We start from the raw sequence: 26,022 nt of genomic DNA on the forward strand, positions 1-26,022 counted from the left end.
ACCTGAATCGGATCTCATGTTTGAGATGAAGCACCGTTCGAGGCACCAGATCCTTCCAATGGGGAAAGGCACGCACATGCGGGTTACGAAGAAGTTGCTCCTGGGCTCCGTGGTCTTCACGGCAGCGCTGGCGCTGGCGGCGTGCGCGCCGTCGGCAGAGCCGAGCGGCGAGTCCACCGACGGCGGCGGACCCGAAGAGGTCACCGTCGGCATCGTCACGAGCGAGTCCGGTCCGCTCGCCGGCTACGGCAAGCAGTACCTCGACGGGTTCCAGGCCGGCCTGGACTACGCCACCGACGGCACGGGCGAGATCGACGGCACTGCCATCACCATCGAGAACCGCGACGACGCGGGCGACCCCGACAAGGCGGTCACCGCCGTCAAGGAGCTCATCGGCGAGGGTGTCAACATCATCGCCGGCACGGCATCGTCGGGCGTCGCGCTCGCGGTCGCCGAGCAGGCCGAGCAGAACCAGGTGCTGTACATCTCGGGCCCGGCCGCCGCCGACGCGATCACCGGGGTCAACGACTACACGTTCCGCTCCGGCCGTCAGAGCGCGCAGGATGTCGCGACCGCGGGCACCTTCCTCGACGACATCGAGGGCAAGACCGTGACCGTGTTCGCCCAGGACAACGCCTTCGGTCAGGGCAACGTCGCCGCGGTCGAGGCGATCCTCGGCGGCAAGGGCGCCACGGTCAACTCGGTCCTCGTCGCCGAGGACGCCACCGAGTTCACGCCGTTCGCCCAGCAGGTGCTCGCCGGCGCCCCCGACCTCGTGTTCGTCGCGTGGGCCGGAGCCACGTCGGGAGCGATGTGGCAGGCGATGAGCCAGCAGGGCGTCCTCGACGAGATCCCGGTCGTGACCGGGCTCGGCGACTCGGCGACGTTCGGCGCCTATGGCGAGGCATCCGAGAAGATCAACTTCCTGAACCACTACTTCCCGGGTGCTGCCGACAACGACGTCAACACCGCGATGGTGGAGGCGATCGAGGATTCGGGCGGCACGCCCGACCTGTTCAGCCCCGATGGCTTCAACGCGGCGATCATGATCGTCCAGGCGATCAAGGAGGGCCAGGGCGACGTCGACGCGATGGTGTCCGCGCTCGAGGGCTTCGAGTTCGACGGGCCGAAGGGCGCCATGACGGTCCGCGCGAGCGACCACGCCCTCGTTCAGGAGATGTACCAGGCCAAGCTCGTCGCGAAGGACGGCACGTTCGTGCCCGAGCTCGTCGACACCGTCTCTGCCGACGACGTGGCGCCGGCCGAGGCCGAGTAGCGGCGGCATCCAGCGAGCCCATGTCGGCGAACGAGCGCAGCGAGACGGCACCCCGCGTGGCGACACGTCTCGTCTGCTCGCTGCGCTCGTCGCTCGACGACCAGGTACAACGAGAGGCACCGCGCCCATGAGCACGTCCGTTCCGTCCGCGCCGCCCGTCGCCGATACCGCGCGCCGCGGCTCGCCGCTGCGCATCGAGGGCCTCGGCCTTCAGATCGGCGGCGCGACCATCCTCAAAGACGTCGAACTCGACGTCGCCGCCGGGTCGCTGGTGGGAGTCATCGGTCCGAACGGTGCCGGCAAGACCACGCTCTTCAACGTGATCTCGGGACTGATGAAGCCCACCTCGGGCCGGGTGGTGCTGGACGACCGCGACATCACCACGGCCTCGGTCCCGGCGAGAGCGCGGGCGGGGCTCGGGCGGACCTTCCAGACGGCGAGCCTGTTCCCGAAGCTGACGGTGCTCGAGAACGTGCGTCTCGCGGCTCAGGTGTCGCTCGGCGGTTCGGGGTCGCTGCTGCGCTTCCCGAGGCGGACGGATGCCGCGACCGCGCTGGCACGCGACAAGCTCGACATCGTCGGGCTCAGCCACATGCGCGACGCGATGGCCGGCGATATCTCGCACGGCGACAAGCGCAAGCTCGAGATCGCGGTGCTGCTGGCCACGGAGTCGAGCATCGTGCTCCTCGACGAGCCGATGGCCGGCGTCGGCTCGGGCGACGTGCCGGGCCTCGTCGAGAACATCCGGGCGATGCAGCGCGAGAAGGGCTGCACGCTGCTGATGGTCGAGCACCACATCGACGTGCTGATGGGACTCGTGGAGAAGGTCGCCGTCATGTACTTCGGCGCGATCATCGCCTACGACACCCCGCAGCGGATCATGGAGAACCCTCTGGTGCAGAGTGCGTACCTCGGCACCGGGTCGACCGGAACGGAGGCCGCATGAGCGCGGCACCGCCCGATGGGGGCGCCTCGGCTCCGCCCGTCCTCACCGTGCGCAACCTGCGCTGCACCATCGCGGGCCAGCAGGTCGTCGAGGACGTCTCATTCGACGTCCCCGCCACCGGCATCACCGCGGTGCTCGGACGCAACGGCGTCGGCAAGACCTCGACGCTGCGCGGCATCCTCGGTCTCATCCCACGCCGCGGCGAGGTCCGCCTTGCCGGCGAGCGCATCGACGGACTGCCCACCCACCGCATCGTGCGCCGCGGTGTCGGGTACGTGCCCGAAGACCGCGAAGTCTTCGCGAAGCTCACCGTCGCCGAGAACCTCGCCCTCGCCGAGCGGCAGCGGCAGCCTCGGCGGGAGTTCGTCGCGGAGCTCTTCCCCGACCTCGTCGCGCGGCGGGACCAGCAGGCGGGGACGCTCTCGGGCGGCCAGCAGCAGATGGTGTCGGTGGCGCGTGCGCTGATCAACGACAACATCCTGCTGCTCGTCGACGAACCCACCAAGGGCCTCGCGCCGAAGATCGTCACCGAGGTCGCCGACGCGCTGCAGGAAGCGTCCAAGACCGTCCCGATCCTGCTCGTCGAGCAGAACCTCGAGGTGGTGCGGCGGCTCGCCGACGACGCCATCGTGATCGCGGGCGGACGCGTCGCCCACGTCGGCAAGGCACGCGACATCCTCGACGATGAAGACCTCACACGCCGGCTCCTCGGCGTCCACGTGGAGCACGCCGCATGAGCACCCTCGTCCTCACCCTCATCACCGGCGTCGGCCTCGGCGCCCTGTACTTCCTGGTCGCGAGCGGCCTCAGCCTCATCTACGGCCTCATGCACGTGCTCAACTTCGCGCACGGCGCGTTCCTCACGCTGAGCGCCTTCATGGGCTGGATGGTGGCGCAGGCGCTCGGCACGGCATCGTGGGGATCCTTCCTGCTGTCGGTGCTCGCGGGCGCCGCCGTCGGCGCGGTCTTCGCCACCCTGACCGAGCTCGTGCTCATCCGCCCGCTGTACGAGCGGCACATCGAACAGGTGCTGGTCACCGTCGGCCTCTCGTTCGCGGCCGTCGCGCTGTTCGAGGGCATCTGGGGCACCGATCCGATCCACATCGCCGGACCCCCGTGGCTCAAGCAGACCACCGAGGTGCTCGGCGCCCGCATCCCCAACACGTACTGGGTGCTCATGATCGCCGCCGTGCTCGTGCTGGCAGCGCTCGTGCTGTTCCTGCAGAAGACCCGCTACGGCATGATCATCAGGGCCGGCGTCGAGAACCGCTCGATGGTCACCGCGCTCGGCATCGACGTGCGGCGTTCGTTCACCCTCGTCTTCGCCATCGGCGGTGCCGCGGCCGGCATCGGCGGCGTGCTGGCGATGCACTACTCGACGTTCGTCTCGGCCCACCTCGGACAGACGCTGCTCATCTTCGCGTTCATCGTGACCGTCGTCGGCGGCCTCGGGTCGCTCACCGGTGCCGCCGTCGCGTCGGTGCTCGTCGCGGTGCTGCAGCAGTTCGCGAACTTCTACCTCGGCGGCACCGGCGACTTCATCGTCGTGATCCTCCTGGCACTCGTGCTGCTGGTGCGCCCGAGCGGACTCCTCGGGAGGAAGGCATGACCCTTCGACAGGCTCAGGCACCCCGGGGGGATGACTCGGGGGCTCGCGTGCGTCGCTTCGTCCCCGCGATCGTCGGCGTCGCACTGGTGGTCTTCATGGCGGTGCTGCCGCTGCTCAACCTCTCGCTCCCGGGAATCCTGCCGACCCCGACGTACATGCCCGGGACGCTGGCGCTGCTGTCGCTGTGCATGGTGTTCGCCGCGCTCGCGCTGTCGTACAACCTGCTGCTCGGATCGGGAGGGATGCTGTCATTCGGGCATGCCCTGTACTTCGGCGCCGGCGCGTACGGCCTCGGCATCGCCCTCGAGCACTTCGGCGTGCCGCTGTGGCCGGGCGTCTTCATCGCCCTGATCGGCGGCATGATCATCGCCCTGGTGACCGGCGCGGTGTCGATGCGGGTGTCAGGCATCCCGTTCGCCATGGTGACACTGGCCTTCGCCCAGGCGGGCTCGGTGCTGGTGCGCCGCAACTCGCGGATCACCGGCGGCGAAGAGGGACTGAGCCTGAACACGGAACAGGTGCCGGACTTCCTCATCGGCGTCGTGAACACGCGGAACCTCTACTGGTTCGCCCTCGGCGTCCTCGTAGTCGTGTACCTCGTGACGCTGTGGGTCGACACTTCGCGCCTCGGCCACCTGGCCCGCGCGACACGCGAGAACGAGCAGCGCGTGCGCGTGCTCGGGCTCTCGCCGTACCGCGTGCGGCTTATCGTCTTCGTGATCGCCGCGGGCCTTGCCAGCCTCGCCGGCGTCGCCTACATGCTGCTGCAGTCCGGCACCGTGCCGCGATCGGTGTCGGCCGACCTCACGATCACCGTCCTCGTGATGGTCGTATTGGGTGGCGTCGGCTTCCGATGGGGTGCGATCGTTGGCGGTGTGCTCTACACGCTGCTCGATCAGCGACTCACGGTGCTCGCCGGATCCGACGCGATCGCCGGGCTGCCCGACGTGCTGCGCGTGCCGCTCTCGGAGCCCCTGTTCCTCTTCGGCGTGCTGTTCATCGTCGTGGTGATGTTCCTTCCGGGCGGCATCGCCGGCACGATCGACGCCGCCGTCCGCCGCCGCCGCGGTGAGAAGGTGCGCGACTCGCTGCGCCGGCTCGACGATGCCGACGAGACTGCCGAGGCGCCCGCCGCGGCAGACCGGGTGGGCGCATGACCTGGACCGCCGGCCCCGACATCGACGACGGGCCTCACACGATCGGCCGTTGGATCGTCGACCGTGCGAACCGCTCTCCCGAGCGCATCGCGATAGACGACCGCGGCGTGACCACCGACTACGCGACCCTCGCGTCCCGGGCGACGGAGTTCGCCGACGCCCTGCGCCAGGCGGGCTACGGTCCCGGCGACCGCATCGCCACCGTGTCGGGCAATTCGACCGATCACGTGGTGGCGTTCTTCGCCTGCGCGCTCTCGGGTATCGCGTTCGTGCCGCTGTCGTGGCGGCTCACCCCGCGGGAGCTCGCCGATGTGCTCACCCGCTCCGACCCCGCCCTGGTGCTGATCGAGGACGAGCACGCAGCGCTCGCCGGCGAGGCGCTGCGCGTCGCAGCGGCGGCGGCGCCGGTCGCACCGCTCGGCTCGACAGGGGTGGAGATCTCCGTCCCGCGCGCGGCACGCCCGCGGCTGCGCCGGCCGGTGCGCGACGACGACCCGCTGCTGGTGATCTTCACGTCGGGCAGCGAGGCGGCTCCCAAGGGGGTCGTGCTCACCCATGCGAACTGCTTCTGGAACAACCTCGCGCTTGCGCAGGCGCTGCCGCTCGGCCAGGACGACGTGGTCCTCGCGATGCTGCCCCAGTTCCACGTCGCCGCGTGGAACTGTCAGCCGCTGCTCGCCTGGTGGGTCGGAGCGACCGTCGTGCTCGAGCGGTCGTTCCAGCCGGCCCGCGTGCTGCAGCTCATCGCCGACCGGCACGTCACCGCGATGATGGGCGTGCCGACGCAGTATGCGATGCTCGCCGGCGACCGCGAATGGGAGAAGACGCTCCCTACGGCATCCCTGCGCCTCGCCCTCGTCGGCGGTGCGACGATGCCGGCATCGCTGCAGGAGGCGTGGACGGCGCGCGGCATCCCGCTGACGCAGGGATACGGACTCACCGAGGCGGCGCCCAACGTGCTGCACCTTCCTGCCGCCGAGGCCGCCGGCGCGCCGGGCGCCGTCGGACGGCCGTACCCGCACGTGTCGGTGCGCGTGGTCGACCCTGCGTCGGAGCTTCCGCTCGAGGGCGAGGCCACCGGCGAGCTCTGGGTGCGCGGTCCCAGCGTGTTCGCGGGCTATCTCGGCGATGACGCCGCGACGGCACGGGCGATGAGTGGGGACTGGCTGCGCACCGGCGATCTGGTGTCTCGCGACGGCGACGGCGTCTTCCGGGTGGTCGACCGCCTCAAGGACATCTTCATCTCGGGCGGCGAGAACGTCGCCCCGGCCGAAGTCGAACACGCGCTGAGCCTGCATCCGCTCGTCGCGGCCGCCGCCGTGGTCGGGGTGCCCGACGAGGTATGGGGAGAGCGGGGTGTCGCGTTCGTGGTGCCCGTCGCCGGAGCAGCGCTCTCGGCGGACGAACTGCTCGCGCACGCACGCCGCAACCTCGCGGCGTTCAAGGTGCCGGTGCATGTCGAGCTGGTCGACGAGCTGCCGCGCTCGACGATCGAGAAGCTCGCTCGCTCGCGACTGCGCGATCGAGCCCGGGAACTGGTGGGTCGCTCACGGGAGAGCGTGGACGGGGAGAGCGGGCGTGACGTCATCAGCGCGTCCACGAAGGGGGAATCTCGATGAGCATGTCCGATGAACTGGTGGACCACCCGGAGGCGCTGGTCTCGTCTGCGACGGGACGGCCGCTGACCAAACGGGGCGAGGCGACCCGCGGGCGGCTGCTGGAGGCCGCGGAGCTGGTGTTCGCCGAACAGGGCTACCACGAGGCATCCATCGTCAAGATCACCGAGCGCGCGGGCATCGGACTCGGCACGTTCTACCTGTACTTCGACAGCAAGCAGGCGATCTTCGAGGCGCTCGTGCTCGACCTCAACCGCCGTGTGCGCCACTCGATGTCGGAGGCGATGGCCGGGGCATCCTCTCGCCTGGAGGCCGAGCGTGCGGGCTTCGCGGGGTTCTTCCGGTTCACCGCCGAGCACCCGGCGCTGTACCGCGTGGTACGCGAGGCCGAGTTCGTCTCGCCCGAAGTCCTCCGCACGCACTACACGCGCATCGTCGAGGGCTACGAGGCGGGTCTGCGCGCCGCACAGGCGGCGGGCGACGTCGACCGCGGCCTCGACCCGGAGACCACCGCGTGGGCGCTGATGGGGATGGGCGAGCTGATCGGCATGCGGTTCCTGCTGTGGGAGCGCGACGCCGACGGCAAGCCCCCCGCACAGCTGGACCCCGTGGTGTTCGCCGGGATGACCCGGATCATCGACAACGCCCTCGCCCCCCGATCGGGCAGCGGCGACCGAGAGAAGGAAGCGTGATGGCAGATAAGGACCTCGCGGGCAAGCGCGCCCTGGTCACCGGCGGCGCGAGCGGCATCGGCCTGGCCTGCGCGCACGAGTTCGCGTCGCGCGGTGCGCACATCGTCATCGCCGACCTGAACGCGGATGCGGCGACCCAGGCCGCGACCGCCGTCGGCGGAGAATCCTGGGTGGTCGACCTCGCCGATACGAGCGCGCTCGACGACCTGACGCTCGACGTCGACATCCTCGTGAACAACGCGGGGATCCAACGCGTCGCGCCCATTCCTGAGTTCGATCCCGAGGCATTCCGGCTGATCGTGCGCCTGATGCTGGAGTCGCCGTTCCTGCTGATCCGCGCCGCGCTGCCCGCGATGTACGAGCGGGGCTGGGGTCGAGTGATCAACATCTCCAGCGCGCACGGACTGCGCGCGAGCGCGTACAAGTCCGCGTACGTCTCAGCCAAGCACGGGCTCGAGGGCCTGTCGAAGGTGACCGCGCTCGAGGGCGCGTCGCACGGCGTCACGAGCAACTGCATCAACCCCGCGTACGTGCGCACGCCGCTCGTCGAGAAGCAGATCGCCGACCAGGCGAAGCTGCACGGGATCCCCGAGAGCGACGTGGTCGAGAAGATCATGCTCACCGAGAGCGCTGTCAAGCGGCTCGTCGAGGCCGACGAGGTCGCCTCGCTCGCGGGGTGGCTGGCGTCGGACAGGGCCGGCATGGTCACCGGCGCCTCGTACACGATGGACGGCGGATGGACGGCTCGGTGAGCGTGACGGAGGCGGGACACCGGTACCGCGAGATCGATGTTCCCGTCGAGGGCGGGATGCTGCACGCGGGCGTGTGGGAGCCGTCGGATGCCGACGCCGACGCAGACGCGCCGACCGCGTTGGTGGTGCACGGTGTCACGGCGTCCCACCTCGCATGGCCGTTCGTCGTGGAGCGCCTGCCCGGCGTGCGCGTCGTCGCCCCCGACCTGCGGGGCCGCGGTCGCAGCAACGGCATCGTCGGCCCGGCGGGGATGGCCGCGCACGCCGACGACCTCGCGGCACTGCTCGATGCTCTCGCGATCCAGCGGACGCTCGTGGTCGGACACTCGATGGGCGCGTTCGTCTCGGTCGTCCTCGCCCACCGGCACCCGGAGCGCGTATCGAGGCTGCTCCTCGTCGACGGCGGGCTGCCGCTCGACGTCCCGGCCGGGCTCAGCACCGACCAGCTCGTCGCCGGCATCCTCGGACCGACCGCGGCACGCCTGTCGATGAGATTCGCGAGCACGGGGGAGTACCTCGACTTCTGGCGACGGCATCCCGCGTTCGACGGCGCGTGGACGCCCGAACTGGAGCGGTATCTCGCGTACGACCTCGTCGGCGACGGCGCGGGTGCGTTCCGTCCGGCGACGAGCTACAGGACGACCGCCGACGACACGCTCGACATGAATGCCGGCACCGCACTGCCAGAGGCGCTGGCCGGGCTGCAGCATCCTGCCCGCCTCGTCACGGTGCCCCGCGGGCTGCAGAACGAACCTCCCGGACTGTACGCGCCCGCGCACCTGGAGCGGCTGCTCGCCGCCTACCCCGGCGTGGAGCACGAGCGGGTCGACGGTTTCAACCACTACACGATCGTGATGTCGCCCACCGGCGCGGATGTCGTGGCCGCCGCCGCCCGCGAGGAGCTCGCGGCGGCGACCACGCCTACCGGGCCGTGAGTCGCTGCGGCGGAACGCTGCCCGCGATCCGCCGCAGCGGCGGACGATACCGCTACTTCGTCTTGAACTGCGCGCTCAGCTGTGACCCGTCGGCGGTGGTCAACACGACCGTGTAGCACTTGCCGGCCGACTTCGGCGTCTGCCAGTTCTGGATCCACTGATGCGCCGACGCGTCGTAGCGCAGCGTGGTTCCACCGGTGGTCGCGAGCAGATCGTCGCTCGTGGCATCGGTGGGATCGCAGCTGACGCCCTTCACAACGAAGCTCGCGTTGAGCGTCGCGAGGTCGGTGACCTCGATGGCCCCCGCCAGCACTGTGAACTTGAGCGGCACCGTGGACCCGCCCTTCACGACGTTGATGACCGCGCTTCCCATGTCGACCGGCTTGTAGAAGCCGTTCAGCGTCCACGCGGAGATCTCGAAGTTCGCCGATCCGTTGCTGCCCAGGTGGTTCGCGTCCCCGGGATAGACGGCGGAGGCCGTCGCGGTGCCCACCGACGTGTTGTTCGCGTACACGACCGGGGTCACCGCCTGGTCGAGCCCCCCGGCGCCGGTCACGCGCGCGGTGCACGGGGTGATCGCCGAACCGGTGAACGTGATCGCCGCCGTCGGGCACGTCACCACCGTGGCCGAGGGCGCCTTGGCGATCTGGAAGCCACCGGAGACGGTGCTTCCCACGTGGTTCTCGTCACCCGCCCACGCTGCGGAGGCAGAGGCACTGCCGGCGCCCTCGTTGTCGAGGTAGCTCACGTCGATGGCGAAGTCGTCAAGGCCGACGGCCGAGACGGTGGCGGTGCAGGGCGTGTGCGGCGCACCGGTGAACACCACCGACGCGGGGCAGATCAGCGTGATCGACGAGGACGCCTTGTCGATCACGAAGGTCGTCGAGTCCTGACTCGGCTCGTGGTTGGCGTCGCCCGCGTATTGGAACGACACCGAAGCGCTCCCGGCCCCGACGTTATCCGCGTACGACGGCGGGAAGCTCTCGTCCAATCCGCCGGCACCCGTCACGCGGGCCGTGCACGGAGTGATCTCGGCGCCGGTGTACGCGTTCGGCTCGGTGCACGTGATCTTCGTGGTGGTCGGCGCCTTGGCGATCTCGAACGTGGCGGACGCCGCGCTCGGCTTGTGGTTGACGTCGCCGCCGTAGATCGCCTCGGCGGTCGCTGTACCCGCATCCGTGTTGGCGGTGTAGGTCACAGCGACGTTCTCCGACAGCCCGCCGGCCCCGGTGACGGTCGCCGAGCACGTCTCCTGCGCGGCGCCCGTATAGACGGTGTCGGAGCACAGGAGTGAGACGGAGGACGCGGCCTTGTCGAGCGCGATCGTGACCGATCCGGACTGTGAGGCGTAGTTCGCCAGGTCGAACGACCAGTTGGCCGTGCCGCCGGGCACGTCCGTGAAGGACTCGCCGAGATCGAGCCCCGCGCTGACGTCTGCGCCGCCGAGGCCGGTGCACGAGCCGGTGGCGCCGTGGGCGTCACCGTCGTACTCGCCCGCGTATCCGGCGACCTCGCAGCTGGCCGCGGCGCCCAGGATCTCGAACGTCGTCGCGTCGGTCGAGCCCGTGTGGTTGCCGTCGCCGTCGTACGTCGCCGAGGCTGTGGCCGCGCCCGCGTTCGTGTTGTCGATGTACGTCGGCGCGAGTTCCTGTGCCAGGGATGCGCCGGTCACCGTCGCCGTGCAAGGCGTGAGCGCCGAGCCGGTGTAGGTGGCGGACGCCGGGCACTCCACCGTCGTCGTGGACGACGCCTTGGTGATCTGGAACGTCGCATCCCCGCTGCTCGGGTTGTGGGTCGCGTCACCGGCGAACGCGGCTGCCGCGGTGGCGGTGCCCACATTCGTGTTCGCGGCGTGCGTCACCGCGAGCGTCTGCGAGAAGCCGCCCTCACCGGTCACGGTCGCCGTGCAGGGTGTGAGGGCAGAACCGGCGTAGACGATCGAGGCCGGACACGAGACGGTCGTCGTGGTGGCGGTCGCGACGTTGCAGGGACCGACCTTCCAGCGGATGGTGAGCTGGACGGGGCCCACCGAGATGCCGTCGCCGCCGCCGTTGACGCCCATTCCGGAGAACGACACCGTGCCGGTGAAGTCGCCGGCGACAGAGGTGTTCGGTGCCAGCGTGGCAGTCGCACCCGTCGGCGTCAGGGTGTTGTTGGGATAGGCGACGGTGCCTTGCCAGTTCGTCGGCACCCTTATGTCGCCGGCCGTGCCGGGGGCAACTGTCACCGACACCGGGGCGGAAGTGGTCGCACTCACGTCGACGAAGGTGTCGTTCATGAAGACCTGCTGCCCGGAGCTGCCGCTGTGGCCGTTGCTCTTGACGTAGAGCGCCACTTGTCTCGTGGCAGTCGCGCCGCAGGCGAGGGTGCCGAAGTCGATATCGGTCTGCGTCCCGATCGCCATGGTGTCGCCGTCGACCACGATGTCGTCCGCGACCGCGGCTCCTCCGATCGATACGAGTATCGCGGTCACCGCTAAGGCGACGGCGGACAGCACCGTTGAGCGCATTTTCATTTGTATCCCTCCCCAGGGGTACTGCAATCGTCCGCCGCATCCCCATGAGCGACGGATGTCGCTCACCATAGCCGAGACATGCCTCCCTCCGACAGGGAATCGGCATCCGAGTTCTGCGCGAGCGGGACGACTCAACGAGCGGCGGCGATGCGCGTGGTCAGCTGGTGGGCGTGGGCGAGGAGGGTGCGGCCGAGCTCGGGGAGGCGCTCGGGGCCGAACCGGAACTCCACCCCCGTCAGGCTGAGCGCCCACTGGGGGTGGCCCTCCCGTGTGAAGACCGCGGCGCCGATGCCGTACGAGCCCTCGACGATAAGGCCGGGGTTCACGGCGTAGCCGCGTTCCTGTGTGTCGCGCAGGCGCGTCCGCAGCCGCGGCTCGCTGTGCGACGCGCCCCAGTCACGTGGCAGCTCTGGATGACGCTCGAAGTAGGCGTCCACATCGTGGGGAGGCAGGAACGCCAGGATCGCGAGCCCGGCCGACGCGACGCCCAGCGGGAAGCGCACGCCCTCGGACAGCACGAACGAACGGATGGGGAAGCTGCCCTCCTCGCGCAGCAGGCACACGGTCTCGTCGCCCCGGCGCACAGAGAGGAACGCGCTCTCCTCGGTGCGCACGGCGAGCGAGCGCACGATGTCGCGGGCGATCCCGGTCACGTCGTAGCGGGATGCCGCGACCGTGCCCATCAGGAACAGCTCGGGTCCCGGCATCCACCGTCCCGTCCGGTCGTCCTGGTCGACCAGGCCCTCCTGACGCAGCGCAGTGAGCAGCCGGTGCGTCGTGGGACGGGTCAGGTCCGCCCGGCGGGCGAGTTCGGCCACCGGCATCCCGTCGTTCCCGCCCGACGTGACAAGGCGCAGCAGGTGTGCGGCGCGCGCGATCGACTGGGCGCCGGGAATGGTTCGTCTGACTGCACTGTCCACAATATGGACGGTACGTCCCGCAATGGCCACATGGCAAGCTGGGGGCTGGTGGGGTGAGCCTGCCGGGCCGAGGATTGTCCGCAACTCAGGAAAATCTGCGCCGTCCGCTCGGGCGGACCGCGCGATTCCGCGACAGAGCGCGCGATCGTCCTGAGTTGGGAACGGTCGAGGCGGCCGCAGAACACACGAGGGAGTGCACGTGATCGACAAGACCTGGGGCTCGGCGGCCGAAGCGGTCGCCGACATCCCCGACGGCGCTTCGCTCGCGGTGGGAGGGTTCGGACTCTCGGGCAACCCCATCGCCCTCATCGAAGCGCTCCTCGCACAGGGGACGAGCGATCTCAGCATCGTGAGCAACAACTGCGGCGTGGACGACTGGGGTCTCGGCATCCTCCTGAACGCCAAGCGCATCCGCAAGATGACGTCGTCGTACGTGGGCGAGAACAAGGAATTCGAGCGGCAGTTCCTCTCGGGCGAGCTCGAACTCGAGCTGACGCCCCAGGGCACGCTCGCCGAGAAGCTGCGTGCGGGCGGGTCGGGCATCGCCGCGTTCTACACGCAGACCGGCGTCGGCACCCAGGTCGCGGAGGGCGGGCTTCCTCGTCGTTACGCGGCCGACGGCAGCATCGCGGTGGCGTCGCCCGTGAAGGACGTCCGCAGTTTCGACATCGCCGGCACGCCTCGCGACTACGTTCTCGAGGAGTCCATCGTCACCGACTTCGCGCTGGTGCACGCGCTCAAGGGCGACCGCCACGGCAACCTGGTCTTCAACAAGGCGGCGCGCAACTTCAACCCGCTCGCAGCCATGGCCGGGCGGGTCTGCATCGCCCAGGTGGAGGAGCTCGTGGAACCTGGCGAACTCGACCCCGACAGCATCCATCTCCCCGGCATCTACGTGCACCGAATCGTGGAGGTCGGATCCGACATCGAGAAGCGCATCGAGCGGCGTACGGTCAGCGTTGCGCAGGCCGCCTCGCGCGAGATGCCGGAAGGAGCCTGAGATGCCGCTGAACCGCAACGAGATGGCCGCCCGCGCTGCTGCGGAGCTCGCCGACGGCTCGTACGTCAACCTCGGCATCGGGCTGCCGACGCTGGTGCCGAACTTCGTGCCCGAGGGCGTGACGGTCGTGCTGCAGTCCGAGAACGGCATCCTCGGCGTCGGGCCGTACCCGACCGAGGAGAACGTCGACCCCGACCTGATCAACGCCGGCAAGGAGACCGTGACGACCCTGCCCGGCGCCGCCTTCTTCGACTCGGCGACGAGCTTCGGCATGATCCGCGGAGGCAAGATCGACGCCGCGATCCTCGGCGCCATGCAGGTCTCGGCGTCCGGCGACCTGGCCAACTGGATGATCCCCGGAAAGATGGTGAAGGGCCCCGGCGGCGCCATGGACCTCGTGCACGGCGCCGCGAAGGTGATCGTGCTGATGGAGCACGTCGCCAAGGACGGCTCGGCCAAGATCGTGAACGAGTGCTCGCTGCCTCTCACGGGTCGCGGAGTGGTCGACCGCATCATCACCGACCTCGCGGTCATCGATGTGACGGATGCCGGACTCGTGCTGGTCGAGACGGCGCCCGGCGTCACGGTGGCCGAGGTCGTCGCCGCGACCGAACCGGAGCTGCTCGTCTCGGACGAACTTAAGGTGGAAGCATGAACCACGACGACGTCGTCATCGTCGCCGCTGCGCGGACTGCGCAGGGGCGGCTGAAGGGCCAGCTGGCTCCGCTCACGGCGGTGCAGCTCGGCAGCGCCGCGATCCGCGGCGCGCTCGAGAAGGGTGGCATCCCGGCCGACGCCGTAGATGCCGTGCTCGTCGGCCAGGTGCTCGCCGCCGGCAGCGGGCAGAATCCCGCGCGGCAGGCGGCCGTAGGAGCCGGCATCCCGTGGGAGGTCCATTCGGGGTCCGTCAACAAGGTGTGCCTCTCGGGACTCACGGCGATCATCGACGGCGCGCGCATGATCACGGTGGGCGACGCGACCGTCGTGGTCGCCGCCGGCATGGAGTCGATGACCCGTTCGCCGCACCTTCTCATGGGCTCGCGCGACGGCTGGGCGTACGGCTCCATCGAGGTGCTCGACCACATGGCTTACGACGGGCTCACCGACGCGTACGACCGCGAGAGCATGGGCGCCTCCACCGAGCGGCACAACGATCGGTTCGAGATCACGCGCGAGGCACAGGATGCCGTGGCCGCCCGATCGCACCAGCGGGCTGCCGCCGCGCAGGCGGAAGGGGTGTTCGACGCCGAGATCGTGCCGGTCGAGATCCCGCAGCGCAAGGGCGACCCGGTCGTCGTGACCAAGGACGAGGGCGTGCGTCCCGAGACGACGGTCGAGACCCTCGCGGGACTGCGGCCCGCCTTCGCACAGGGCGGGTCGATCACCGCGGGCAACTCGTCGCAGATCTCCGACGGCGCCTCGGCCGTCGTCCTCACGACGCGCTCCCACGCCGACGAGAACGGCTGGAACGTGCTGGCCGTCGTCGGTGCCTCGGGCCAGGTCGCAGGTCCCGACAACTCGCTGCACGCCCAGCCGGCGCGGGCGGTCGAGCAGGCGCTGGCCAAGCAGGGCATCTCCGCGTCGGACCTCGACATCGTCGAGATCAACGAGGCGTTCGGCGCCGTCGTAGCTCGCTCCCAGGCTGAGCTCGGACTCTCGGACGAGGTCGTCAACCCGCACGGCGGCGGCATCGCGATCGGGCACCCGATCGGGGCGTCCGGCAACCGCCTCGTCGTCCACGCGGTGCACGAGCTCGTCCGCCGCGGCGGCGGCACGGCCGCTGTAGCGCTCTGCGGCGGCGGCGGCCAGGGCGACGCGCTGATCCTCACGCGCTGAGGGCAGTTTCGGTCGTTGAGCGAGCGAGGAACGTGGTCGTTGAGCGAGCTTGCGAGTCGAAACGCAGAGACGAAACGCCTCCCGTGCACGTCGGTGGCTCGATGCGATTCGTCTCGGTCGCCGGCGCTCGCTCAGCGACCGGGGCGGGGGAGTGGCCCGCCTGAGTCGGGGTCAGGTCAGCGGTCGAGGCGACGCTTGAGCAGCTTCTTCTCGCGGCCGTGCACGGGAGAGTCGTTCGCGATGAGTGCGCCGCGCGATGCCCGGCGCACATCGACGATGGCCCCGACCGCGAGCGCCAGCGAGATGCCCCAGCTGAGCCATGCCAGCGCCATGCGCCAGGTGAACGGCTCGTTCTCGCGGAGGCCTCTCAGCAGCGTCAGCCCGCCGGTGAACGCGGTGAGGATGCCGGTGCCGAAGAGGTACTTGCGCATGAGGCCACGTTAGCGCGGCAGTCGGTCCGGACGCGCCCCTTGACATGGGCATGCGTCGCACGTCAAGGGCGCTCGGCCCGGATGAGGGCGCTGTTAGCCTGGGGCCGTTGCCGAGTCCACGAAACCGTCAGGAGCCCGCGTGACAGAGCCCCACCCTCCCGCGCCCGGCCGAATCGCCGAACTCGTCGTCGTCGCCAATCGCCTCCCGGTCGACCGCGTCGTCGACGGCGACGGCGAGCCAGGCTGGAGACGCTCGCCCGGCGGGCTGGTGACCGCGCTCGAGCCGGTGATGCGCCGAGCCGACGGCGCCTGGGTGGGCTGGCCCGGGCAGCCCGACATCGAGGTCGACCCGTTCGAGTTCGAGGGCACGCATCTGGTGCCGGTGATGCTGACGACCGAAGACGTCGAGCTGTACTACGAGGGCATGTCGAACGACACGTTCTGGCCGCTCTATCACGACGTCATCGCCGAGCCCCGATACCGCCGCGTGTGGTGGGACGCCTACGTGAAGGTGAACCGGCGCTTCGCCGAGGCTGCTGCCGCAGTGGCCGCGGACGGCGCGACGGTGTGGGTGCAGGACTACCAGCTGCAGCTCGTGCCGCAGATGCTGCGCGAAGCCCGTCCCGACCTGACGATCGGCTACTTCCACCACATTCCCTTCCCCGCATACGGCCTGTACTCGCAGCTGCCGTGGCGCCGCCAGGTGCTCGAAGGGCTGCTGGGGGCCGACGTCATCGGCTTCCAGCGGGTCGCGGACGCCGGCAACTTCGCCCGCGCCGTGCGTCGCCAGCTGCGCTATGACACGAAGGCTTCGGGGATCACCGTTCCGAATCCCGACGGTACGAGCCGGCGTGCTCTCGCGAAGGCCTTCCCGATCTCGATCGACGCGTCCTCGTACATCGAGCTCGCCCGTCAGGAGGACGTGAGGGCGCGCGCGAAGGAGATCCGCGAGAGCCTCGGCAACCCCAAGAAGATCCTGCTCGGCGTCGACCGCCTGGACTACACCAAGGGCATCCGTCACCGCATGAAGGCCTTCGGCGAACTGCTCGAAGACGGCAAGATCGCGGTCGAGGACGTCACACTCGTGCAGGTGGCGAGCCCCAGCCGCGAGCGGGTCGCCGCGTACATGCAGCTGCGCGACGAGATCGAGCTCACCGTCGGCCGCATCAACGGCGACCACGACACGATGGGGCACACCGCGATCCGCTATCTCCACCAGGCGTACCCGCGGGAGGAGATGGTGGCGCTGTTCCTGGCCGCCGACGTCATGCTCGTCACCGCCCTCCGTGACGGCATGAACCTGGTCGCCAAGGAGTATGTCGCGTCGCGGATCGACAACCGAGGCGTGCTGGTGCTCAGCGAGTTCGCGGGCGCGGCGGACGAGCTGCCGAGCGCGGTGCGCATCAATCCCCACGACATCGACGGCATGAAGGACGCCATCATGCGCGCCATCGAGATGCCCTCGGCCGAGCAGGGTCGCCGCATGCGGGCGCTGCGGCGCAAGGTGGTGGAGAACGACGTCGCGCGCTGGTCGCAGTCGTTCCTCGACGCCCTCGACGGCGCGCGCGAGCGCAACCGCTTCCCCGCGCTCAATCGCTCTGCGGAGGCACGCGGATGAGCCTCGATCTCGCGGACGACGTGCGCGACGCGATCGCCGGCATCGCGGCATCCGATCTCCTGCTCGTCGCACTCGACTTCGACGGCACGCTGTCGCCGCTCGAGGACGAGCCGATGGACGCGCGGATGCTGCCTGCCGCACGTGACGCCGTGAACGCCCTGGTCGCCGCACCCGACACGCTCGTGGCGTTCGTCTCGGGGCGGAGCCTCGTCGACCTGCGGGTGATCGCCGAGCACGACGACGCGTCGCGCGTGCTCCTGGCCGGATCCCACGGCGCCGAGTTCTGGATCCCGGGTGAGGGCCTGCAGAGCCACGGTGAGGACGAGGCGGATGTCACGCTCCGCGACACGATGCGGTCGCACGCCGAGGCGGCGACGGCGGCGCTGGACGGCGTCTGGATCGAGCCGAAGACCTTCGGGTTCGGTGTCCACACCCGGCGCGCCACGGCGGAGGACGCGGCGGAGGCGAATCGCCTCGCCGACGAGATCGTCGCGGCGGAGGCGCCGCACTGGCGTCGGCGGACCGGGCACAACATCGTCGAATTCGCGTTCCGCCACGAGGGCAAGGACTCCGCGATCGCCGAGCTCCGCGAGCGCGTGGGGGCGACGGCGGTGCTGTTCGCTGGAGACGACGTCACCGACGAGGACGCGCTGGCGAGTCTCGGTGCCGACGACCTCGGCGTGCGCGTCGGCGACGGCCCGACTGCGGCGGCCGTGCGCGTGCCCGACATCGCCGCTCTCGCGGACCTCCTGACGCTGCTGGCGGCGGAGCGGACGCGCCTGCGCGGGTGAGCGACACGCCCGGCGAGCGTGTCTGCGGGCAGGAACGGGGCCTCGCGAGAGCGATCCGCCCCGCGGCAATAGACTGAGCCAATGGCCCAGCCCCATTCGCCCGCCGACAACATCATCGATATCAAGCCCCGCAGCCGCGTCGTCACCGACGGCATCGAAGCCACGACGTCGCGCGGCATGCTCCGCGCCGTCGGCATGGGGGATGCGGACTGGGACAAGCCGCAGATCGGCATCGCGTCCAGCTGGAACGAGATCACCCCCTGCAACCTGAGCCTCGACCGTCTGGCGCAGGGTGCCAAGGAAGGTGTCCACGCCGGCGGCGGCTATCCGCTGCAGTTCGGCACGATCTCGGTGTCGGACGGCATCTCGATGGGCCACGAGGGCATGCACTTCTCGCTCGTCTCGCGCGAGGTCATCGCCGACTCGGTCGAGACGGTCATCATGGCCGAGCGCCTCGACGGCTCGGTGCTCCTCGCCGGGTGCGACAAGTCGATCCCGGGCATGCTGATGGCGTCGGCCCGGCTGGACCTGTCCAGCGTCTTCCTCTACGCCGGCTCCATCGCGCCCGGCTGGGTGAAGCTCTCGGACGGCACCGAGAAGGACGTCACGATCATCGACTCGTTCGAAGCGGTCGGCGCGTGTCTCGCGGGCAAGATGAGCGAGGCCGACCTCAAGCGCATCGAGTGCGCGATCGCTCCGGGCGAGGGCGCGTGCGGCGGCATGTACACCGCGAACACGATGGCGTCGGTTGCCGAGGCGCTGGGCCTCAGCCTTCCGGGCTCCGCGGCACCGCCCTCGGCGGACCGCCGCCGCGACTACTTCGCCCACCGCTCGGGCGAGGCCGTCGTGAATCTGCTCCGCCAGGGCATCACGACGCGCGACATCCTCACCAAGGAGGCGTTCGAGAACGCGATCGCCCTGGCGATGGCGCTCGGCGGCTCGACCAACGTGGTGCTGCACCTCCTCGCCATCGCCCGCGAAGCCGATGTCGACCTGAGCCTGCACGACTTCAACCGCATCGGCGACAAGGTCCCGCACGTGGCCGACATGAAGCCGTTCGGCAAGTACGTCATGAACGATGTCGACCGCCACGGCGGCATCCCGGTCATCATGAAGGCCATGCTCGATGAGGGTCTGCTCCACGGCGACGCCCTCACGGTCACCGGCAAGACGCTCGCCGAGAACCTGGCCGACCTCGACCCCGATCCAGTCGACGGCACGGTGATCCACACGTTCGACGACCCGATCCACGCCAAGGGCGGCATCACGATCCTGCACGGCTCGATCGCGCCCGAGGGCGCGGTCGTCAAGTCGGCCGGCTTCGACGCCGACGTGTTCGAGGGACCCGCGCGCGTGTTCGAGCGCGAACGCGCCGCGATGGACGCGCTCGAGGCGGGAGAGATCGCCGCGGGGGATGTCGTCGTCATCCGCTACGAGGGCCCGAAGGGCGGACCCGGCATGCGTGAGATGCTGGCCATCACCGCGGCCATCAAGGGCGCGGGGCTCGGAAAAGATGTACTACTCTTGACGGACGGACGATTCTCAGGCGGCACAACCGGCCTGTGCATCGGCCACATAGCACCCGAAGCGGTGGACGCTGGTCCCATCGCCTTCGTGCGCGATGGTGATCTGATACGGGTCGATATCGCGGCTCGCACTCTCGACCTACTCGTCGACGAGGCTGAGCTTGACTCCCGCCGCTCTGGCTGGGAGCCGCTTCCCCCGCGCTATACCCGTGGCGTCCTTGCCAAGTACTCCCGACTCGTGCGCTCCGCTGCGGAGGGCGCGACCACCGGTTGAGCCTGGTCTCCGACATCCCGTCCGATCCATCTGTGAGGAATCTCACCATGTCAGCCGACACCGCCGCGGCCGTTCCCCGGCCGCCCGCCCGCACCGCCTCGACGCCCGTGCTCACGGGCGCGGAAGCGGTCGTCCGCTCGCTCGACCTGCTCGGGGTGACCGACGTCTTCGGTCTTCCCGGCGGGGCCATCATGCCCGTCTACGACCCGCTCATGGACGACGAGTCGGTGCGCCACATCCTCGTCCGCCACGAGCAGGGCGCCGGCCACGCCGCCGAGGGCTACGCCGCGGCGTCCGGTCGTGTCGGCGTCGCCATCGCGACCTCCGGCCCGGGCGCCACCAACCTCGTCACCGCGATCGCCGACGCGTACATGGACTCGGTGCCGATCGTCTGCATCACCGGGCAGGTGTTCTCGACCCTCATGGGCACGGACGCCTTCCAGGAGGCCGACATCGTCGGCATCACGATGCCGATCACGAAGCACTCCTTCCTCGTCAAGCGCGCCGAGGACATTCCCGGCGCGATCGCCGCTGCGTTCGAGATCGCATCGACCGGCCGACCCGGCCCCGTGCTCGTCGACATCACCAAGGATGCCCAGCAGGCCGAGGCACCCTTCGTCTGGCCGCCGAACATCGACCTCCCTGGCTACCGTCCGGTGACCAAGGCGCACGGCAAGCAGATCCAGGCTGCGGCCCAGCTGATCGCCGACGCCAAGAAGCCGGTGCTGTACGTCGGCGGTGGCGTGATCCGCGCGCGTGCCTCCGAAGAGCTGCGCGCGCTCGCCGAGACGACCGGCGCGCCGCTCGTCACCACGCTGATGGCGCGGGGAGCGTTCCCCGACTCGCACCCGCAGCACCTCGGCATGCCCGGCATGCACGGCACCGTCCCGGCGGTGCTGGCGCTGCAGGAGGCCGACCTCCTCGTCGCCCTCGGCGCGCGGTTCGACGATCGCGTCACCGGCAAGGCGGCGCTGTTCGCGCCGAACGCGAAGGTCGTGCACGTCGACATCGACCCGGCTGAGATCTCGAAGATCCGCACCGCCGACGTGCCGATCGTCGGCGACCTGAAGGACGTGCTCGTCGACCTCGACGCCGCGTTCCGCGCGGTGAGCCGCGACTCCGCTCCCGACATCGCCGAGTGGTGGTCGTTCCTCGACGGCCTGCGCGACGAGTTCCCGCTCGGGTACTCGCAGCCGACCGACGGCCTGATGTCGCCGCAGTACGTGATCAAGCGCATCGGCGAGCTGACCGGCCCCGAGGGCATCTATGCCGCCGGCGTGGGTCAGCACCAGATGTGGGCGGCGCAGTTCATCAAGTACGAGCGCCCGAACGCGTGGCTGAACTCGGGCGGAGCGGGCACGATGGGCTATTCGGTGCCCGCGGCCATGGGCGCCAAGGTGGCCGAACCCGACCGTGTCGTCTGGGCGATCGACGGCGACGGCTGCTTCCAGATGACCAATCAGGAGCTCGCCACCTGCGCGATCAACGACATCCCCATCAAGGTCGCGATCATCAACAACTCGTCGCTGGGCATGGTGCGCCAGTGGCAGACGCTGTTCTACGACGGCCGGCACTCCCACACCGACCTCAACACGGGCCACGGCACGGTGCGCATCCCCGACTTCGTGAAGCTGGCGGAGGCGTACGGCTGCCTCGCGATCCGCGTCGAGAAGGAGGAGGACGTGGATGCCGCGATCCGGACCGCTCTCGAGACGAATGATCGCCCCGTGGTGATCGACTTCGTGGTGAGCGCCGACGCCATGGTGTGGCCGATGGTGCCGCAGGGCGTCAGCAACAGTTACGTCCAGTACGCGCGGGATCACTCGCCCGCCTTCGACGAGCAGGAGGACTGAGGCCATGACGAGTCACGTGCTGAGCCTCCTCGTGGAGGACAAGCCGGGTCTGCTGACCCGCGTCGCCGGGCTGTTCGCACGCCGCGGCTTCAACATCGAGTCGCTCGCCGTGGGCGTCACCGAGGTCCCCGGACTCTCGCGCATCACGGTCGTGGTCGACGTCGACGAGCTGCCGCTCGAGCAGGTCACGAAGCAGCTGAACAAGCTCATCAACGTCATCAAGATCGTCGAGCTCGACCCGTCGGCATCCGTTCAGCGCGAGCACATGCTCGTGAAGGTGCGCGCCGACAACCAGACGCGCTCGAACGTGCTCGAGGTCGTCAACCTGTTCCGCGGGCAGATCGTCGACTACGCGCCCGACGCGCTCGTCGTCGAAGTCACCGGCGACAAGGGCAAGGTCGAGGCCTTCCTGCGCGCGCTGGAGCCGTTCGGCATCAAGGAGCTCGCGCAGTCGGGCCTGGTCGCCATCGGTCGCGGCGGCAAGAGCATCACCGAGCGCGTGCTGCGCGGCTGACCATTCCTATCGAGCGTTTCGTCTCGCTTCGCTCGCTCAACGACCGGTAACACACAAGGAGAAACACGAAGATGGCTGAGATCTTCTACGACGCCGATGCCGACCTGAGCATCGTCCAGGGCAAGAAGGTGGCGATCGTGGGCTACGGCTCGCAGGGTCACGCGCACGCCCAGAACCTTCGCGACTCGGGTGTCGAGGTCGTCATCGCGCTCAAGGAGGGCTCGAAGTCGACCGAGAAGGCGCAGGACGAGGGCTTCGAGGTCAAGTCGGTCGCCGACGCGGCCGAGTGGGCCGACCTCATCATGATCCTGGCCCCCGACCAGCACCAGCGCTCGATCTACAACGAGAGCATCAAGGACAAGCTCACGGCGGGCAAGACGCTGGCCTTCGCGCACGGCTTCAACATCCGGTTCGGCTACATCGAGGCGCCCGAGGGCGTCGACGTGATCCTGGTGGCCCCGAAGGCGCCGGGACACACCGTGCGCCGCGAGTACGTCGCCGGTCGCGGCATCCCCGACATCATCGCCGTCGAGCGGGATGCCTCGGGTTCGGCGTGGGCGACCGCGCTCTCGTACGCGAAGGCCATCGGCGGCACGCGCGCGGGCGTCATCAAGACGACGTTCACCGAAGAGACCGAGACCGACCTGTTCGGCGAGCAGGCCGTCCTGTGCGGCGGTGTGTCGCAGCTCGTCCAGTACGGGTTCGAGACGCTGACCGAGGCGGGCTACCAGCCGCAGATCGCGTACTTCGAGGTGCTGCACGAGCTGAAGCTCATCGTCGACCTGATGTGGGAGGGCGGCATCGCCAAGCAGCGCTGGTCGGTGTCCGACACCGCGGAGTACGGCGACTACGTCTCCGGCCCGCGCGTGATCGACCCGCACGTCAAGGAGAACATGCAGGCCGTGCTCGCCGACATCCAGTCGGGCGCGTTCGCCAAGCGCTTCATCGACGATCAGGACAACGGCGCCGTCGAGTTCCTCGAGCTGCGTGAGAAGGCCGCTGCCCACCCGATCGAGTCGGTCGGCAAGGACCTGCGTTCGCTCTTCGCCTGGAAGCAGCAGGACGAGGACTACGTGGAGGGCAACGCGGCGCGCTGATCCACCTCTTGCTTCGCGCATCGCGTGCGGCTCCGAGAGCCCGGCCCCGAGAGGAGCCGGGCTCTCGCGTTTGCGGGCAATGCCACTTCACAACGCCAAGACATCCGATGTTTGTGCCAGGATGGAGGCACGCACAGGTGAAAGGTGAGTGGGGCGAGGATGCGACAGCAGTGGTTCGATGAAGCGCGATTCGGGATGTTCGTGCACTTCGGTCTGTACAGCGCAGCCGCGCGTCACGAGTGGGTGCAGAACTACGAACGGCTGACCGACGAGGAATATCGCCCGTACTTCGAGCACTTCGATCCCGACCTCTTCGACGCGCGGGCTCTGGCGCGCCGCGCGAAGGCGACGGGCATGGGCTACGTCGTCCTCACCACGAAGCACCACGACGGATTCGCGCTGTGGGACACCGCCGTCAGCGACTTCAACGCCGTGGCCGCCTGCGGCCGCGACCTCGTGCGCGAGTACGTCGACGCCCTCCGGGAGGAGGGCCTGCGTGTTGGCCTCTATCACTCGCTCCTCGACTGGCACCACCCCGACTTCACCGTCGACTGGAATCATCCACGCCGCGGCGACGACGTCGCCGCGCTCAATGAGGGCCGCGACATGGCGCGCTACCGCGAGTTCCTGCACGCGCAGGTGCGGGAGCTGCTGACCGACTACGGCCCGATCGACTATCTCTTCTTCGACTTCACGTCTCCGCAGTCGATGGACGGCATGGCAGGCAAGGGCCCGGAGGACTGGGATGCCGAGGCCCTGCTGGCGATGTGCCGCCGACTCCAGCCCGAGATGCTCGTCAACGATCGGCTCGGCATCCCGGGTGATTTCGTGACCCCGGAGCAGTACCAGCCCACCGCGCCGCTCGTCATCGACGGCGAGCCGCAAGTCTGGGAGGCCTGCCAGACCATGAACGGCTCGTGGGGCTATCACCGCGACAACACCGAGCAGAAGTCGGCGACGCTGCTCGTGCAGATGCTCGCCGACTCGGTGTCGATGGACGGCAACATGCTGCTCAACATCGGGCCGGACGGCCGCGGGGCGATCGCCCCGCGCGACGAGCGCACGCTCTCGGAGATCGGCGAATGGATGCGGCTGCACCGGGGTGCGGTCGTCGGCGCCGGTCATGCGGACATCGAGCCGCCGCGCGAAGGCGTCTACACGCGGCGCGGCCGCCGGCTGTACCTGCACCTGTTCTCGTGGCCGCTGGGGTTCGTGCACCTGCCCGATCTGGCGGGCAAGGTCTCTTATGCGCGCTTCCTCCACGACGGCTCGTGGCTGCGCACGTCGGTCGCCGATCCGGCACAGGTGGCGAGCAACATGACTCCCGCCGGCGAGGCGGAGGGTACGCTGACCGTCCACCTGCCGGTGGTGCGGCCCGACGTGCTCGTCCCGGTCATCGAGCTCATCCTCGACGAGGGCTGACCCGTCAGGCGGTGGGCAGCTCGAGGTTGTCGAGCGCCCACCGCGCCGCGCCGTAGAGGATCGCGTCAGCCCGGGTATGCGCGGCCTCGATCCGCAGCTGCTGCGTCGCCAGCGGGTGGCACGCCTCGTAGACGCGACTGCGCACCGCCGCGATGAAGGGTTCCGACGCGCTCATGCTGCCGGTGAGGAACACGGCGTGCGGGTTGAAGAAGTTGACCACGCCCGACAGCGCCTGCCCGAGATGCGTGCCCGCGGTGCGGACGATGGTCGTGGCCTCCGGCTCGGCGTCACGGGCGAGAGCCAGCACGTCGACGGTCGTCGCCACGTCGGTGCGTCCTCGCTCGCGCATCTGGCGCACCAGGCTTGCACCGCTCGCGACGGTCTCGAGACACCCGGTGTTGCCGCAGGAGCACGGGATGTCGCCGCTGCCGTCGATGCGCGTGTGCGTGATGTCGCCGGCCGCTCCGGTCGCGCCGCGGTGGATGTGACCGTCGACGATGATGCCGCTGCCGATGGCCGTGCCGGCCTTGACGGTGATGCTGTGGCCGGTTGCGCCGAACTGCGCACGGTGCTCGCCGAGCGCCGCGAGATTTGCGTCGTTGTCGACCGCGACGGTGACCGCGTAGCGCTGCCGGAGGTGGTCCCCGACGCGGAAGCCCGGCCAGCCGGGCATGCGCGAGGGCTGGGTGACCGAGCCGGTGACGATGTCGACCGGGCCGGGGAGGCTGATGCCGATCGCGCGGACGGTGGTGTCGCGGCCGAGCTCGTCGAAGACCCGGCAGACGGCGTCCAGCGTCGATTCCGGCCCGTCCGCCAGCACCACGGGGATGGATCGCGTCTCCCGGAGCTCGCCGCTCAGGGAGTGGGCGCCGATGCGCGCGTGGCCGCCGCCCAGGTCGACGGTCAGGACGACGCCGGAGTTCTCGTCGATCCCCAGCAGACGGGGACGGCGCCCACCGCGGGATGTGCCGTCGCCGCGTTCGTCGAGGAGGCCCGCGTCGATGAGCGACTGCACGCGCAGGCTGACGGTCGACGGCGCCAGGCCGAGGGTCGCGGCGAGCTCTGAGCGGGAGCGGGCTTCGCCCCGCGCGATCAGATCGACGATGCGACGGGAGAGCTCCTCGTCGGCGGAAGAGCGGTCGGTGTCCGGGGTCATGTGGCCTCTCGCAGGTGGTGGGGCGGTCCGTGTTTCCGAGACGTGACGAAGTATCACACGTCGATAAACATCCGATGTTCAGGTTG

Annotated in this window: 23 protein-coding genes; 19 read left to right on the plus strand and 4 right to left on the minus strand. The window is 69.6% G+C overall.

The window, feature by feature from the left end:
* Window positions 1–76: 76 nt before the first annotated feature.
* The 9 genes from MRBLMI12_RS14605 (at window position 77) to MRBLMI12_RS14645 (ending at window position 8,983) form a co-directional block, all read left to right on the plus strand.
* On the plus strand, window positions 77–1,276 hold the full coding sequence (locus MRBLMI12_RS14605) for a substrate-binding domain-containing protein (RefSeq protein WP_363357151.1): 1,200 nt from the start codon (window positions 77–79) through the stop codon (window positions 1,274–1,276).
* Between the two features lie 127 nt (window positions 1,277–1,403).
* A complete protein-coding gene (locus MRBLMI12_RS14610; RefSeq protein WP_363357152.1) occupies window positions 1,404–2,222 on the plus strand; it encodes an ABC transporter ATP-binding protein in 819 nt (272 codons plus the stop codon).
* A complete protein-coding gene (locus MRBLMI12_RS14615) occupies window positions 2,219–2,959 on the plus strand; it encodes an ABC transporter ATP-binding protein (protein WP_363357153.1) in 741 nt (246 codons plus the stop codon). The genes MRBLMI12_RS14610 and MRBLMI12_RS14615 overlap by 4 nt, the downstream gene beginning before the upstream one ends.
* Entirely contained in the window at window positions 2,956–3,831 is an 876-nt protein-coding gene (locus MRBLMI12_RS14620; protein WP_349427242.1) for a branched-chain amino acid ABC transporter permease, read from the plus strand. The genes MRBLMI12_RS14615 and MRBLMI12_RS14620 overlap by 4 nt, the downstream gene beginning before the upstream one ends.
* A 95-nt stretch (window positions 3,832–3,926) precedes the next feature.
* Window positions 3,927–4,988 carry a branched-chain amino acid ABC transporter permease gene (locus tag MRBLMI12_RS14625; protein WP_363357628.1) on the plus strand — a complete coding sequence of 354 codons (1,062 nt, stop codon included), beginning with the start codon at window positions 3,927–3,929 and terminating at the stop codon, window positions 4,986–4,988.
* Entirely contained in the window at window positions 4,985–6,607 is a 1,623-nt protein-coding gene (locus tag MRBLMI12_RS14630; RefSeq protein ID WP_363357154.1) for a class I adenylate-forming enzyme family protein, read from the plus strand. Before MRBLMI12_RS14625 ends, MRBLMI12_RS14630 begins: the two co-directional genes overlap by 4 nt.
* Window positions 6,604–7,296, plus strand: a complete 693-nt coding sequence (locus MRBLMI12_RS14635) for a TetR/AcrR family transcriptional regulator (RefSeq protein WP_404907838.1) — start codon at window positions 6,604–6,606, stop codon at window positions 7,294–7,296. The genes MRBLMI12_RS14630 and MRBLMI12_RS14635 overlap by 4 nt, the downstream gene beginning before the upstream one ends.
* Window positions 7,296–8,048, plus strand: coding sequence for a 3-hydroxybutyrate dehydrogenase (locus MRBLMI12_RS14640; protein ID WP_363357156.1), 753 nt, complete (start codon window positions 7,296–7,298; stop codon window positions 8,046–8,048). Before MRBLMI12_RS14635 ends, MRBLMI12_RS14640 begins: the two co-directional genes overlap by 1 nt.
* Window positions 8,045–8,983, plus strand: coding sequence for an alpha/beta hydrolase (locus MRBLMI12_RS14645; protein ID WP_363357157.1), 939 nt, complete (start codon window positions 8,045–8,047; stop codon window positions 8,981–8,983). The genes MRBLMI12_RS14640 and MRBLMI12_RS14645 overlap by 4 nt, the downstream gene beginning before the upstream one ends.
* A gap of 52 nt (window positions 8,984–9,035) precedes the next feature.
* Here the strand turns inward: MRBLMI12_RS14645 and MRBLMI12_RS14650 are convergent, their stop codons facing one another.
* Together MRBLMI12_RS14650 and MRBLMI12_RS14655 are read right to left on the minus strand one after the other, a co-directional pair.
* On the minus strand, window positions 9,036–11,456 hold the full coding sequence (locus MRBLMI12_RS14650; RefSeq protein ID WP_363357158.1) for a PxKF domain-containing protein: 2,421 nt from the start codon (window positions 11,454–11,456) through the stop codon (window positions 9,036–9,038).
* Window positions 11,457–11,629: 173 nt separating this feature from the next.
* Entirely contained in the window at window positions 11,630–12,418 is a 789-nt protein-coding gene (locus MRBLMI12_RS14655) for an IclR family transcriptional regulator (RefSeq protein ID WP_363357159.1), read from the minus strand.
* Between the two features lie 199 nt (window positions 12,419–12,617).
* Between MRBLMI12_RS14655 and MRBLMI12_RS14660 the strand changes: the two genes are divergently transcribed.
* From MRBLMI12_RS14660 to MRBLMI12_RS14670, 3 genes are read left to right on the plus strand one after another with little or no spacing between them, the layout of a single operon-like run.
* Window positions 12,618–13,418, plus strand: coding sequence for a CoA transferase subunit A (locus MRBLMI12_RS14660; RefSeq protein WP_363357160.1), 801 nt, complete (start codon window positions 12,618–12,620; stop codon window positions 13,416–13,418).
* A gap of 1 nt (window position 13,419) precedes the next feature.
* On the plus strand, window positions 13,420–14,073 hold the full coding sequence (locus MRBLMI12_RS14665; protein WP_308866927.1) for a 3-oxoacid CoA-transferase subunit B: 654 nt from the start codon (window positions 13,420–13,422) through the stop codon (window positions 14,071–14,073).
* On the plus strand, window positions 14,070–15,254 hold the full coding sequence (locus MRBLMI12_RS14670) for an acetyl-CoA C-acetyltransferase (protein ID WP_363357161.1): 1,185 nt from the start codon (window positions 14,070–14,072) through the stop codon (window positions 15,252–15,254). Before MRBLMI12_RS14665 ends, MRBLMI12_RS14670 begins: the two co-directional genes overlap by 4 nt.
* 176 nt (window positions 15,255–15,430) lie before the next feature.
* Here the strand turns inward: MRBLMI12_RS14670 and MRBLMI12_RS14675 are convergent, their stop codons facing one another.
* Window positions 15,431–15,685: a hypothetical protein gene (locus MRBLMI12_RS14675; RefSeq protein ID WP_349427251.1), complete on the minus strand. Its 255-nt coding sequence runs from the start codon at window positions 15,683–15,685 to the stop codon at window positions 15,431–15,433.
* A 139-nt stretch (window positions 15,686–15,824) separates the two neighbouring features.
* Here MRBLMI12_RS14675 and MRBLMI12_RS14680 point away from each other — a divergent pair, with 139 nt between their 5' ends.
* The 7 genes from MRBLMI12_RS14680 to MRBLMI12_RS14710 all read left to right on the plus strand — a co-directional run bounded on the left by MRBLMI12_RS14680 (window position 15,825) and on the right by MRBLMI12_RS14710 (window position 24,780).
* Window positions 15,825–17,303 (plus strand): alpha,alpha-trehalose-phosphate synthase (UDP-forming), encoded by a 1,479-nt coding sequence (locus MRBLMI12_RS14680; RefSeq protein ID WP_349427252.1) that lies wholly within the window; start codon window positions 15,825–15,827, stop codon window positions 17,301–17,303.
* Complete coding sequence (gene otsB / locus MRBLMI12_RS14685) at window positions 17,300–18,094, plus strand: trehalose-phosphatase (RefSeq protein ID WP_363357162.1); 795 nt, start codon at window positions 17,300–17,302, stop codon at window positions 18,092–18,094. The genes MRBLMI12_RS14680 and otsB overlap by 4 nt, the downstream gene beginning before the upstream one ends.
* 81 nt (window positions 18,095–18,175) lie before the next feature.
* Window positions 18,176–19,894: a dihydroxy-acid dehydratase gene (gene ilvD / locus MRBLMI12_RS14690; protein WP_363357163.1), complete on the plus strand. Its 1,719-nt coding sequence runs from the start codon at window positions 18,176–18,178 to the stop codon at window positions 19,892–19,894.
* A 47-nt stretch (window positions 19,895–19,941) separates the two neighbouring features.
* Window positions 19,942–21,747 carry an acetolactate synthase large subunit gene (locus MRBLMI12_RS14695; RefSeq protein WP_349427255.1) on the plus strand — a complete coding sequence of 602 codons (1,806 nt, stop codon included), beginning with the start codon at window positions 19,942–19,944 and terminating at the stop codon, window positions 21,745–21,747.
* 4 nt (window positions 21,748–21,751) lie between these two features.
* Window positions 21,752–22,261 (plus strand): acetolactate synthase small subunit, encoded by a 510-nt coding sequence (gene ilvN / locus MRBLMI12_RS14700; RefSeq protein ID WP_349427256.1) that lies wholly within the window; start codon window positions 21,752–21,754, stop codon window positions 22,259–22,261.
* 71 nt (window positions 22,262–22,332) lie between these two features.
* The gene (gene ilvC / locus MRBLMI12_RS14705) at window positions 22,333–23,358 is read left to right on the plus strand and encodes a ketol-acid reductoisomerase (protein WP_349427257.1); all 1,026 of its coding nucleotides are present in this window, start codon (window positions 22,333–22,335) and stop codon (window positions 23,356–23,358) included.
* A gap of 159 nt (window positions 23,359–23,517) precedes the next feature.
* Window positions 23,518–24,780: an alpha-L-fucosidase gene (locus MRBLMI12_RS14710; protein WP_363357164.1), complete on the plus strand. Its 1,263-nt coding sequence runs from the start codon at window positions 23,518–23,520 to the stop codon at window positions 24,778–24,780.
* 4 nt (window positions 24,781–24,784) lie between these two features.
* On the opposite strand, the gene MRBLMI12_RS14715 is transcribed toward MRBLMI12_RS14710, so the two are convergent.
* Complete coding sequence (locus MRBLMI12_RS14715; protein ID WP_363357165.1) at window positions 24,785–25,936, minus strand: ROK family transcriptional regulator; 1,152 nt, start codon at window positions 25,934–25,936, stop codon at window positions 24,785–24,787.
* Between the last annotated feature and the right edge of the window lie 86 nt (window positions 25,937–26,022).

The organism is Microbacterium sp. LMI12-1-1.1 (assembly GCF_040676455.1).
Lineage (GTDB): Bacteria > Actinomycetota > Actinomycetes > Actinomycetales > Microbacteriaceae > Microbacterium.